The sequence below is a fragment of the Thermodesulfitimonas autotrophica genome (assembly GCF_003815015.1).
In the GTDB taxonomy this organism is placed as follows: domain Bacteria; phylum Bacillota; class Desulfotomaculia; order Desulfotomaculales; family Ammonificaceae; genus Thermodesulfitimonas; species Thermodesulfitimonas autotrophica.
Genome location: NZ_RKRE01000002.1, coordinates 712,609 through 725,084 on the forward strand (window position 1 = coordinate 712,609; position 12,476 = coordinate 725,084).

Genomic DNA, 12,476 nt, shown 5'->3' on the forward strand with positions numbered 1-12,476 from the left:
ACTAAAAGCGGGCAAAACGTAAAAATTTTACGGTGCCGGCTTGTCCTGGGAAGGAATAAGTGTTACTTTAATGATAGTGCCTTTGAATTCGTAGGTAAGCGATTTAAGGAAATAGTCACGCCCTGCCCGGATTTCCTGGTTGCCAAGCTTGATCTGGGCGGTAGTGATGGGGATGCTTCCCTCAAGGGTGACCACCAGGTCTTTGAAATAGGGGTCGCGGGCCGCAACCTTCCGGCCGGCGGCATCCGTTTCGGTGGAAAAGGCCGGTTCGACGGTTACGTGCTTAACCGTTACCGGAACATAGTTAGCGCCGGCAACCATCCGGTCGCCCACCTTGACCATGCGGGCGCTTTCGGGCGGGAGGGCGGGGACGCGAACGACGAACTGAACCTCCGTGGGCGGCGTGTAGGTTTTTGGGAGGAGAAGTTTGTATACTGCCCCGGCGATAATCAGAAGCACGACCAGGATTACGGTGGCGTCGATGACGTTGACTAAACCGAAAATTTTACCTTTTTCGTCTAACAGGCGCATGAAGGGCCTCCTTTTTGGGCTCATCTTTTATAATTTATAAAGGGTAAGGCGAAGATCGTCAACGAGTTTTTTGGGGGAGAAATTGTGGCCCAGAATAAACCGGGAGTAAAAAAATGGCGGCAGCCCCGCTGGCTGGCGGCAATTATTCTGGTATTCTGCCTGGCAGCCGGGATCGGGTACGCGGCGATGACTTATTCTGCCGGTTCGGACAAGGGAGGTTTGGGGGAAGACCGCGGCGGGCAGGCGAGGGCGGCCGGACAACGTCTCAACTTCCTCCTGCTCGGCTCTGACGCCCGTAACGGCGAGACGCGTGCCCGGAGTGACTCGATCATCTTTGTGAGCGCCGACCCGGAAAAGAAGCAACTGGCCCTCCTCTCGATACCGCGCGACACCCTAGTTGACATTCCGGGCCACGGACGGGAGCGGATCAATACGGCGATGCTCTACGGGGGACCGGAGCTCACCACGCGAGTGGTTTCCGATCTGATTGGTCAGCCGGTCGATTATTACCTCGTTACCAATTACGAAGGGTTTGTCGATCTGGTCGATGCCCTGGGCGGCGTTACGCTTGACGTGGAAAAAAACATGTACCACTATGACCCGGAAAAGGGCGGGCGCTTCACGATCAACCTCCGTAAAGGAGTGCAGCGGCTCGACGGCAGGAAGGCGTTAATGTACGTGCGCTACCGGAGCGACGCGCTTGGGGATATCAGCCGGGTCGGGCGGCAGCAGAAGTTCCTGCGCGCGGTGGTGGAGGAGATGATGAAGCCGCGCAATCTTGTCCGCCTGCCGGTTTTGATCCCCAAGATCAAGGACTGTATTTACACCAACTTGCCCCTTGACCAGATGCTCGCTTTAGCGCGGATGGCGCGGGAGATGGAAGGAGTCACGGTGGTAAGCGGAACGCTTCCGGGTTATTTTGCCGGTGACCCGTACTGGCATGTGGACCCGGAGGAGGCGAAAAAAGCGGTAGCCCAGCTCTTAAGCGGAGAGCCGATCACGCAGTTCGTGAAGGAGACGCCGTCAGGCGTCATGATTACTCAGGCGGTCAAGCCCAGAGAGAAAACTCAGGTGGTACAGAAGGTCTATACGGGGGACACGGTCATTGACGGCAGTTACGCTACGGTGACGGAGGAAACTTACGGTACGGTAGCGGCGCCGGAGGTGGTGATCGTGCCCGGGTCCGGCGACGGACAGCCTCCGGTCGATTCCACGCCAGCTCCCGCCCAGACGAGCGGGTCGCCGCCCGCAGCGAGCCCGTCTGGGGCTGGGACGGCAGCCACGGTATATGAGGGGACCTATAACGCTCAGTAGGGGGTTCTGTTTTTGGATTTAAAAGAGATCGAAGGGGTTCTGCCCCACCGTTATCCTTTTCTCTTTGTCGACCGGATTACGGAGCTCGAACCGGGTAAGCGCGCGGTAGGCATTAAGAACATAACCGCTAACGAGTTTTTCTTCCCGGGGCATTTTCCGGGATACCCGGTGATGCCGGGAGTGCTTATTATCGAAGCGCTGGCCCAGGTTGCCGCGGTGGCGGTGCTTACCCTGGAAGCTTACCGGGGTCGGGTCCCGCTTTTTGCGGGGATTGACGGGGCGCGCTTCAAGCGCCCCGTGCTTCCGGGAGACACGCTGCGCCTCGAGGTAGAGATTTTGAAGCTGAAGGCAGCAGTGGGTAAGGCGAGGGGGCGGGCCTGGGTAGGCGAAGAACTCGCGGCGGAGGCGGAGCTGATCTTCGCTGCAGGTGAAAGGTTGCTTGCGCCGCAGGAATAAAACGGCAGAAGGCGGCAACTTTTTGGGGGGAGAGAAACATTGCACTATGCGCTTTTCGTGCCGGTGACTGCGGCTGCGGTTACCGGCCTGACGGTTCCGGTGGCGGTGCGCCTGGCGCAACGGATAGGTGCCATCGACGAGCCCGGTGGGCGCAAGATTCATTCTCGCCCGACGCCTCGCCTCGGCGGATTGGCGGTGTATCTTGGTTTCCTTGCCGGGTTTTTGCTATTGGCGCTGATTGAAGGGCTGCCTTCGCGTTACCTTGGTCTCTTGGTTGGCGGCACGCTCATTTTTCTTCTCGGCGTGGTTGATGACGCGCGGGGCTTGAGCCCCCGGTTAAAACTTGCCGGGCAGATTCTGGCCGCCCTTGCGGTTCTCCCTTTCGGCATCGGCATCGCTTTTGTTACCCATCCTCTACATAAGGGACTTTTGCTCCACCTCGGCTTCTGGGGCGCACCGCTTACGGTTTTCTGGATCGTAGCGGTGACCAACGCTGTCAACCTTGTTGACGGTCTTGACGGACTGGCCGCTGGCATCGGCGCCATCGGCGCCCTTACCCTTGCCTCGGTGGCTGCGCTTGCCGGAGACAAGATTGCGGTTCTGCCGGCGCTGGTCTTAGCCGCGAGTCTTATAGCCTTTCTCCCCTTTAATTTTCACCCGGCGCGGATTTTTTTAGGCGATTGCGGCGCCATGCTCATCGGTTTTATCCTTTCCTGCGGGGCGATAATCGGCGTGGCGAAGACGGCGACTGCGGTGACTCTCATCACCCCGGCGGTCATCCTGGGGATACCGCTCTTAGACACCCTCTTTGCGATCCTGCGGCGCTACAAGAACGGCCGCCATATTTTTCGGCCGGACCGCGAGCACCTGCACCACCGGTTGTTAGCTATCGGACTTAGCCACCGGGGGGCGGTCCTGGTCGTTTACACCGTAAGCGCTATCCTCGGTCTGAGTGCCATTCTGCTTACCCGCCTCACTTTGGTCCAGGCGGCAATCCTTCTCCTCGCGGTTGCTACCGCGTTCGTCATTTTGGCGACGCGGTGCGGGATTGTCGGTTACCGCTGGCGGGTACGTCAGTTCCCGGCCTTGAAAGAAAAGGCCGGTGAGCGAAGCGTTGGCTTTTAAGCCAGGCAGCAATGATCTGTGAAGGGGGAGTGGTATGAAGGTAAGAAAAGCCGTAATCCCGGCGGCAGGTCTCGGCACCCGTTTCCTTCCGGCTACCAAGGCCCAGCCCAAAGAGATGCTTCCCTTGATCGACCGTCCCATCATCCAGTATATCGTTGAGGAGATTGTCGATTCCGGGATCGAGGACATTTTGATCGTTACCGGGCGGGGTAAGCGGGCGATAGAGGACCACTTCGACTGCTGTCTTGAGCTCGAGGCCTACCTGCGGGAACGCGGGAAAGAGGAATGGCTCCGGGAAATCAGGCAGATTGCGAAAATGGCGAATATCCACTACGTCCGGCAGTGCGAGCCACGGGGTCTGGGCCACGCGGTCCTTTGCGCGCGGAGTTTTGTCGGTAATGAACCTTTCGCGGTGCTTTTGGGGGATGATATTGTCAGGGGGGAAAAGCCGTGCCTTGCGCAGATGCTGGAACTTTTTGCAGAGGTTCAGGCAACGGTCGTGGCCGTGGAACGGGTGCCCTTGAAGGAGGTTTCCCGTTACGGCGTTATTAACGGGGAAGAGATCAGACCGCGCGTATTCGCGGTTCATGATCTCGTTGAAAAACCGAAGCCAGAGGAGGCGCCTTCCCGGTGGGGCATCACCGGCCGCTACATTATCTCCCCCCGTGTGTTCGACATCCTGGCCGAGACGCCTCCGGGTGCCGGTGGGGAGATTCAGCTTACCGATGCCCTTCGGGTGCTGGCCTTTGAGGATAAGGTTTTTGCCTACGCCTTCCGCGGCAAACGTTACGATGCCGGGGATAAGCTCGGCTATCTCAAGGCGACGGTGGAGATGGCGCTGGAGCGGGAGGACCTGGGTCCCGCCTTTCGCGCCTACCTGGAAAATCTTTTTGCGGGGCAGAGATGATGCGCGTACTGGTTACCGGGGGAGCTGGCTTTATCGGGTCGCACGTGGTGGCGACCCTTTTATCATCCGGCACTGCGGTCGCCGTGGTTGACAACCTGAGCACCGGCTGCCGCGAGAACCTGCCGCCGGGGGTGCCTTTCTACCAGATTGACATCACTACGCCAGCCCTCGCCGAAGTGTTTCACGTGGAACGCCCCGAAGTGGTGGTCCACCTTGCAGCGCAGGCGGTGGCGCCGCGCTCGCTCACGGACCCGTGTTTCGACGCCACGGTTAACATTACGGGTACGGTAAACGTATTGGAGTGCGGGCGAAAAGCCGGAGTCCGGCGCGTCGTCTACGCCTCTTCGGCTGCCGTTTACGGTGACCCGGCATACCTCCCGGTGGACGAAAACCACCCGATTCGGCCCCTTTCCCCTTACGGTGCTTCCAAGTACGCCGCCGAAGTTTACCTCTGGACTTACCAGCGGCTTTACGGCATCGAGGGGGTGGTGCTCCGCCTGGCGAACGTCTACGGCCCAGGCCAGGACAGCGCGGGGGAGGGGGGCGTGGTCGCCATTTTCTGCCGGAGGCTCCGGCGCGGCGAACCGCCGGAAATTCACGGGGACGGCGGGCAGACCCGGGACTTTATCTACGTTGCGGATGTGGCGGCGGCAGTTGTTGCGTCGCTTACGCGCGGGGCGGGGGAAGTCCTTAACATCAGCACCGGTCGGGCGACTTCCGTGCACGACCTCTGCCGGTTGCTCCTGCAGGCTGCGGGGAAAGAATTGGCCCCGGTTTACAAAGCCTCGCGCCCTGGCGATATCCGCCACAGTGTCCTGAGCAACGAGCGGGCCAAAGAGGCGCTCTTGTGGGCGCCGCGCTACGACCTGCCCACGGGCTTACGCGAAACCTACGCTGCTTTTGGCGCTCCCGGCGGCGGATAACGGGTTGCCGTAAATGATGCAGCCCTTAAGGAAATTTAACGGGGCGGCCTGGACGGCCCCTTTTCTTTTGCTTTTTTTTTCGCCCGGGCGCGCTTTCGCTGCAGAATGCGCAGATAGGCCCGGAGTATCCGTTCCTCTGTGGCAAGCCTTTCTTGAAGCCGCATTTTTACCCTCCGGAAATGTGGGCGTCTGCCGGCCTTGGCGGGCCTATGTTAATTATTGCCATTTTCGCTCCGGTTCAGTCGGTAGCGGGGCGTTTTCCTTTACCGGCGGGCGCTTTGCATAAGGCTTTCCGTAGAGGCGAATTTTAATAGCGATGAGACGAAAACTGCGGGGGTGCGCTTATGAACCCGTTCTTGGAAATTCTCCTGCGGGCCCTCGGTGCCTTTGCAGGGGTGGTCCTGGTTACGCGGCTGGTGGGAAAGTCGCAGGTGGGGCAATTGACCATCTCCGACTACGTCAACGGGATCGTTATCGGTTCTATTGCGGCAAGCTTAGCAACCGATATCAAGACGAGCCCTTGGTACTACGCTCTGGGACTTATCGTCTTCACCACGCTGACAATCTTGACGCAGTGGCTGGGTCTCAAATACCGCCCAGCGCGGAAGATTTTAGGCGACGAGCCGACGGTCGTCGTGCATAACGGAAAGATCCTCGAGCGTAATATGCGGCGGATGCGGTATAACGTCGACGACCTGATGATGCAGCTACGCGAGAAGGGCTATTTCAACATCGCCGACGTCGAGTTCGCGGTTGCGGAACCGAACGGGTCCTTAAGCATCCTGCCTAAGTCGGACAAGCGGCCCGTCACGCCTTCCGATCTGGGCATCGCCACCAAATACGAAGGGGTACCCTCCGAGCTTGTTGTGGACGGGGTGATTATTAAGCAGAACCTCAAACAAAACAACCTTACCGAAGAATGGCTGCTCAAAGAGCTGGAAAAACAGGGGATTTATTCCCTGAAGGATGTGCTCTACGCGGGGCTGGACACGGAGGGTAAGCTCTACGTGGACAAGAAGCAGGACGAGCTCGAGCATCTCACGGACATCAGCGACAAGCTACCCGGGAAAATGGGGCAGTAAGGGCCTGAAAGCTGTGGTTAGGAGCAGGATTTTTTACTGCCGGGGTCGAATTTGGCTTGAAAATTCCTGGAAGCCACGATGGGAGGGAAGTGTTTGGCGAAGATTAGCTTTGGAACCGACGGCTGGCGGGGGATAATCGCCCGCGATTTCACTTTTGCGAATGTGGAAAGGGTGGCGGCGGCGATCGCGGCCTACCTCCGGGAAGCGGGGCTTGCGGAGCGAGGAGTGGTGGTCGCTTATGATAACCGCTTCCTGGCGGACCGTTTTGCGGCGGCTGCGGCCGACGTGCTGCGGCGCTGGGGGATTCCCGTCTTTTTTTCGGAAGGGGCGTTGCCCACGCCGGTGGCGGCCTTCGCGATTAAAAACCGTAACGCAGGCGGAGCGGTGATGCTTACGGCAAGCCACAACCCGCCGGAGTACTGCGGGATAAAGTTTATTCCTGAATATGCGGGCCCGGCCCTGCCCGACATCACCCACCGCATCGAGGGCTTCCTGGCCGAACCGGTTGCCCCACCAATGGTATCCCCGGCCCCGCAGCAGCCGCTTGCGCCGCGCGAGGACTACTTTCGCCATCTCTTGCGGTTGGTTGACGGAGAAGCGATCCGCCGGGCGGGCCTAAAAGTCGTTGTAGACCCGATGTACGGGGCGGGAATCGGCTATCTTGAGGCGCTCCTGGAACAGTTAGGGGCAACGGTAACCACGCTTCATAACCGGCGGGACCCCCTTTTCGGCGGCGGCCTGCCGGACCCGGTCGCAGCCCGTCTGGGGGAGCTGCGGGAGCTGGTACTTGCCAAGGAGGCGCATCTGGGACTTGCTCTGGATGGCGATGCTGACCGCCTGGGCGTTATTGACGCCGACGGCACCTTTATTTCGCCCAACCAGATTCTGTCGCTTGTCTGCTACCACCTGCTTGAGAAACGGGGCTGGCGGGGCCCCGTGGTGCGGACGGTGGCAACCACGCACCTCGTTGACCGGATCGCGACGGCGTACGGGGAAGTCGCTTACGAGACGCCAGTAGGGTTCAAGTACATCGGCGCCTACCTGCGCGAGCACGGCTGTGTCTGCGGCGGGGAAGAGAGCGGCGGGCTTTCGATCCGCGGTCATGTTCCGGAGAAAGACGGGATTTTGGCGGGCCTTCTGACCGCAGAGATTGTTGCCACCCACGGCAAATCGTTAGGCGCTTTGCTGGCAGACCTTGCCACCCGCTTCGGCCGTTTGGTAAGCGCACGGGTTGACTACCACACCACACCGGAAGAAAAGGAGCGCATCCGCCGCCTCCTGAGAGACTTTTGCCCGGCAGAGTTTAACGGCGCGGCGGTGGTCAAGCGCACGACAACTGACGGCGTTAAGATTGAACTGGCGAGTGGCGCCTGGTTCCTGATCCGCGCTTCCGGTACAGAGCCTGTTTTTCGCGTCTACGCTGAGGCAGCCACAACCGATGCGGTTACCGCCCTTCATGAAGCAGTGCGGCGGGAACTGAAACTTCCGGCGGCGTAAAGGCGGGATGCTTCCGAGTTTTCGAAGCCTCCACGCCGCGCACGTAACCATTTCTCCCTGGCCTGCATACCGGTAAAGGGGAGGTGGGAGCTTTGTTCAAAGCTTCTGAACTCGCGCGGCGGGATTTCATCAATATTGTTGACGGGCGCCGTCTCGGACCTGTCGTTGACCTGCATATCGACGAGAAAGGAAGCGTAACCGCACTGGTGGTCCGGAAGGGGAGGCGGTATTTTGGCTTGTTCCGGTGGGGGCGTGACCTGATCATTCCCTGGCAGCAGGTGAAAAAGATCGGGGTGGATGCTGTTCTGGTCGAAATGATGCCTCAGGAGTGAAGGCGAACGCGAGCTTGCGCTTATTGACAGGGCTGGTGACCGCTGCTAAAATTAACGGTGAATTTTGGTCGAGGGAGCGTGCACGATGACGAAGCGCCTGTTTACGTCGGAATCGGTTACTGAAGGGCACCCGGACAAGATGGCCGACCAGATATCGGATGCGATTCTCGATGCGATTCTGGCCCAGGACCCCGAGGCCCGGGTGGCGTGCGAAACCTTGGTCACCACTGGCCTCGCTTTTGTAGCCGGGGAGATTACGACCAGGTGTTACGTGGATATCCCCACGATAGTGCGCGAGACGATCCGGGATATCGGTTATACCCGGGCGAAGTTTGGTTTTGACAGTGAGACCTGCGCCGTAATCACCAGTATTCAGGAACAGTCGCCGGATATTGCCCTCGGTGTGGACAAGGCGCTGGAGATCAAGAGCGGGCAGGACCAGGATCCCTACAGCTCGATCGGCGCGGGCGACCAGGGCTTGATGTTCGGTTATGCTACCAACGAGACAGAAGAGCTGATGCCTCTTCCCATCGTCCTGGCCCACAGGCTGGCCCGTCAGCTGGCTGCAGTTCGCAAGAACGGTGAGCTGCCATACCTGCGGCCCGATGGGAAGACCCAGGTGACGGTTGAGTACGACGGTGACCAGCCGGTGCGGGTCCACACCGTACTTGTTTCCGCCCAGCACCACCCGGACATCGACCTGCTGACGATCCGGGAGGACATCCTTACCAGGGTTATCCGTCCGGTTATCCCGCCGCATTTACTTGACAGCGAGACGCGCTTTTTGGTGAATCCCACCGGCAGGTTTGTCGTTGGCGGCCCGCAGGGAGATACGGGGCTTACGGGGCGGAAGATCATGGTCGATACCTATGGGGGTATGGCTCGCCACGGGGGCGGCTGCTTTTCGGGAAAAGACCCTACGAAAGTGGACCGCTCGGCAAGCTACGCCCTGCGTTACGTAGCGAAGAACGTTGTGGCGGCGGGCCTGGCCGACCGCTGTGAGATCCAGGTTTCGTACGCCATCGGTGTCGCGCGCCCGCTTTCCATTAGCGTTGAAACCTTCGGCACCGCCAAGGTACCGGAAAAAAGGCTGGTAGAGCTGGTTCACAAGCACTTCGACCTGCGCCCGGCCGCAATCATCGACCACTTCGACCTGCGCCGGCCGATATACAAGCAGACGGCAGCCTACGGCCATTTCGGCCGGACCGATATCGACTTGCCGTGGGAGCGGACCGATAAGGCTGAAATCCTGCGGGCAGAAGCGTGATCCAGACGGACGGCGGCGGCCAAGTGCCCCGTCGCAGCCGTAGGCCTCCTTTTTCCTTTTGCGCTTTCCTTTTCCCGGCCTTTAAACGCGAGCCTTAGACCTTTCGCCGACCATTGCCTTTTTTATGCCGGTTGAACACCGGCATTTTGCTTTTCCGGCAGGGAAAGGAAGATTGTTGTCGAACTAAACGATGGTGGGAAATGTGCGGCGACGAGCGGTTTTGCACCTAGCTTACACCTGGCTGGTGATTCTGCTCGCTTTTTCTCTGCTTTACGGGACAGCCGGGGCGCTTGATCTCGATGCCCTCTGGGAAATAATGGTCACCGGCCTTCTCTGGTTGACCGCCGAGGGCTTGACCGTTTCCTTGCCGCAGGGGCAGCTATCTGCGGGGTGGGCGGTGGCGCTCACCCTTTTTTTGACGCACGGTCTTCCTGCCGTGATTTGGACGGGCTGGACGGTGACCCTTTTAGGACAGCGGCTCTTTGGCCGGGGAGAACCCTGGCGCGCCAGCCTTTTTAACAGTGCCCAGTGTGTGGTGGCTTTCTGGGTTGCTTACCTGGTTTACCTTGAGGCCGGGGGTGCGGTTCACCACAGAGAGGCCTTTACCAATACCTTATCGGTTCTCGCTTTCACGGCTACCTATTTTGTGGTCAATCACCTGCTAATCTACCTCTACCTTCTGCCGCGGCGGCGTTACCATCCGTTGATGCTTTGGCGGGAGACGCTCAAATGGGACGCGGTTACCTATCTTTTTACGCTCCCGCTGGCCTACATTATGGTCATTCTCTGGAAGGCAATGGCTTTCTGGGCGGCGGTGCTCCTTTTCATTCCGGTCCTGATTCTGCAGTTCGTTCTCCGCCTTTACGTGGTGCTCTGGCTCACCAACCGGGAGCTCTACGCGCTCTACCATGTTGCGCGGCGCCTCGGGGAGACCCTTTCCCTGGAAAAAACGCTTGATTTCATTCTCGAAACCGTCCGGCGGGTGGTCTCCTACCGCACCGGGGTGATCTATATCTGGTCGGCCACGCGCCGCGCTTTCGTGCCCGCCGCCGTGAGTGGTCCTTTTTCGCGGCGGATAAAGGAAAGCCTGGTTGGGCCAGAGAGTATACTGGGCTGGGTTGCGGAAAACCGGGAGCCCGAAATCATCTTCGACACCCGGGAAGACGTGCGCTTTAAGAACGAGGGGAGTTTTCTGGCGGCAGAGCGTTCCCTGGTGGTCATCCCGCTGGTGGCCGAAGATGAGGTGCTGGGGATTTTTGTCTTAGGGGAGCGGCGCCCGTACGCCTTTGACGAACGTGCTCTCTCACTGCTCACGATAATCGGGGGACAGGCCGCGGTGGCCATCAGGAACACGCAGCTTTTCAACCAGATCGAGCACCTGGCGCAAAGCGACCCGGTCACGGGGGTACTCAACCGGCGCTATTTCTTGCTCCGGTTGCAGGCGGCATGCGAGACGGCCCTGGAACGGGACGAGCCGCTGGCAGTCATTCTGGCCGACATCGACAACTTCGGCCGCTTTAACGAAGCTTACGGTCCAATTGTCAGCGATGCTGCCCTCCGCGAGGTGGCCCGGGTGATCAGAAATGTTGTAAGGACACACGACTTAGTCGCCCGGTACGGCGGCGACGAGTTTGCCGTTCTCCTGCCGGGGGCGGCGGAAGGGGTGGCGAAAACAATGGCGGAACGTCTCCGGCAGGCAGTTGAAGGCCACCTTTTCGGGGTAGAAGGCGTTTTTGAGCCGCTGCGGCTCAAGATTAGTCTTGGACTGGCCGTTTTCCCCTCTGATGGTGCGGATCTCACGGCCATCCTGCAGAAAGCAGCGCGGGCGCTCAAAGAGGCAAGCTCCCAGGGGGGCAACACCGTCGTAGCTGCGGGCGGCATAAGGGACGTGGGGTATTTTCGGCCGCAATGAAGGCGTCCTGGTTTGGCAAGGCTCTTCTTAACCTTCTTTTCCCCCTGCGGGGTTGTCCGCTTTGCGGTTCGCGGGAGGCGGCAGGGTTGTGCAGCCGCTGCCGGTGCTTTGTAGCGGCGGCCGCGGCGGAGCCCTTTTGCCCCATCTGCGGTCGCTTTTTCCGGGGCCCCGGGACGGGGGTATGCCGGGAGTGTGCCTCCCGGGAGTGGCCGTTCGTTTTTTGTCGCGCGGCGCTCCCCTACGAGGGAGCACTACGGAAGGCTGTACACCGTCTAAAGTTCGGCGGCCGCCGGGCCGCCGTTGATTACATAGGGGACTTGCTGGCGGGGGTCTGGGAGCGGGAGCCGCAGTACCGGCAGGGAGAGATCTTGGTGCCGGTGCCGTTAAGTCCGGAGCGGCTGGGGGAACGCGGCTTTAACCAGGCAGCACTGCTCGCGGCGGCGCTTGGCGAAAAGTGTGGTGTCAGGTACTTGCCGGTGCTGGCAAAAGATGCCGGAGCGCCACCACAGGCGCAACTCGGCAGGAGCGCCCGCCACGTAAACGTGACCGGGGTCTTCAGCGTTGTCGACCGGAGGGCAATCAGCGGGAAAACGGTCGTAGTAGTGGACGACGTTTTAACCACAGGCAGCACTATGGCGGCGGTTGCTAGCGCACTGCTCGAAGGGGGCGCGCGCCAGGTTTTCGGTCTGGTCCTCGGCGCGGGACGCACTTTTCCGCGAAATGCCCGCTAGACCGGTTACCGGCCCTTCCGGCGGTGGCAGGGGCTTTCGACAAATATAACAAATTTTTTTCGGTGTTTCCACAGGCGAAAGCCTCGGTAGAACAGTTATACACAGATTTATGCACATTATCCACAGGTTTTTATTGCGCGGGGAGAGCTCCGTTTTCTTCGGGACACCGGGAGGATCTTCCCCAGAGATATTCACATAGGCGCCCTTAACCGGCGTAGAATCCTAGCGGCAGACGCTCCGGCGCGGTTTATGAAAATCGCTTGACAATGGTCCGGGGGCTATGCTAAGATAAAACTCCGGAGCCGGTCTTTGAAAACTGAACAGTGGTAGAGCGTATGGATGCCGCGTCCTTTGAGGGAAAGCAAGGAAGATGGATTGAGCCCTCATTAGGTTTTAGTG

Annotated in this window: 12 protein-coding genes; 11 read left to right on the forward strand and 1 reads right to left on the reverse strand. The window is 59.6% G+C overall.

The window, feature by feature from the left end:
- Window positions 1-27: 27 nt before the first annotated feature.
- Window positions 28-531 carry a DUF4330 domain-containing protein gene (locus EDD75_RS07380; RefSeq protein WP_123930232.1) on the reverse strand — a complete coding sequence of 168 codons (504 nt, stop codon included), beginning with the start codon at window positions 529-531 and terminating at the stop codon, window positions 28-30.
- Window positions 532-615: 84 nt separating this feature from the next.
- Between EDD75_RS07380 and EDD75_RS07385 the strand changes: the two genes are divergently transcribed.
- From EDD75_RS07385 to EDD75_RS07435, 11 genes are all read left to right on the forward strand, one after another.
- Entirely contained in the window at window positions 616-1,845 is a 1,230-nt protein-coding gene (locus EDD75_RS07385; RefSeq protein WP_211328126.1) for an LCP family protein, read from the forward strand.
- Window positions 1,846-1,857: 12 nt separating this feature from the next.
- Window positions 1,858-2,301, forward strand: coding sequence for a 3-hydroxyacyl-ACP dehydratase FabZ (gene fabZ, locus EDD75_RS07390; protein ID WP_123930234.1), 444 nt, complete (start codon window positions 1,858-1,860; stop codon window positions 2,299-2,301).
- A 39-nt stretch (window positions 2,302-2,340) separates the two neighbouring features.
- Window positions 2,341-3,426 (forward strand): MraY family glycosyltransferase, encoded by a 1,086-nt coding sequence (locus tag EDD75_RS07395; protein WP_123930237.1) that lies wholly within the window; start codon window positions 2,341-2,343, stop codon window positions 3,424-3,426.
- 34 nt (window positions 3,427-3,460) lie between these two features.
- Window positions 3,461-4,333 carry a UTP--glucose-1-phosphate uridylyltransferase GalU gene (gene galU, locus EDD75_RS07400; RefSeq protein ID WP_123930240.1) on the forward strand — a complete coding sequence of 291 codons (873 nt, stop codon included), beginning with the start codon at window positions 3,461-3,463 and terminating at the stop codon, window positions 4,331-4,333.
- A complete protein-coding gene (locus tag EDD75_RS07405; protein WP_245963102.1) occupies window positions 4,330-5,256 on the forward strand; it encodes an NAD-dependent epimerase/dehydratase family protein in 927 nt (308 codons plus the stop codon). Before galU ends, EDD75_RS07405 begins: the two co-directional genes overlap by 4 nt.
- A 344-nt stretch (window positions 5,257-5,600) precedes the next feature.
- Window positions 5,601-6,338: a DUF421 domain-containing protein gene (locus EDD75_RS07410; RefSeq protein WP_123930243.1), complete on the forward strand. Its 738-nt coding sequence runs from the start codon at window positions 5,601-5,603 to the stop codon at window positions 6,336-6,338.
- A gap of 93 nt (window positions 6,339-6,431) precedes the next feature.
- On the forward strand, window positions 6,432-7,835 hold the full coding sequence (locus EDD75_RS07415) for a phosphoglucomutase/phosphomannomutase family protein (protein ID WP_245963103.1): 1,404 nt from the start codon (window positions 6,432-6,434) through the stop codon (window positions 7,833-7,835).
- 92 nt (window positions 7,836-7,927) lie between these two features.
- Complete coding sequence (locus EDD75_RS07420; protein ID WP_123930249.1) at window positions 7,928-8,167, forward strand: YlmC/YmxH family sporulation protein; 240 nt, start codon at window positions 7,928-7,930, stop codon at window positions 8,165-8,167.
- Between the two features lie 85 nt (window positions 8,168-8,252).
- Window positions 8,253-9,434: a methionine adenosyltransferase gene (gene metK / locus EDD75_RS07425; RefSeq protein WP_123930252.1), complete on the forward strand. Its 1,182-nt coding sequence runs from the start codon at window positions 8,253-8,255 to the stop codon at window positions 9,432-9,434.
- Between the two features lie 202 nt (window positions 9,435-9,636).
- Window positions 9,637-11,346, forward strand: a complete 1,710-nt coding sequence (locus tag EDD75_RS07430; protein WP_170157757.1) for a sensor domain-containing diguanylate cyclase — start codon at window positions 9,637-9,639, stop codon at window positions 11,344-11,346.
- Window positions 11,347-11,432: 86 nt separating this feature from the next.
- Window positions 11,433-12,077 carry a ComF family protein gene (locus EDD75_RS07435; RefSeq protein ID WP_170157758.1) on the forward strand — a complete coding sequence of 215 codons (645 nt, stop codon included), beginning with the start codon at window positions 11,433-11,435 and terminating at the stop codon, window positions 12,075-12,077.
- The last annotated feature ends 399 nt before the right edge of the window (window positions 12,078-12,476 follow it).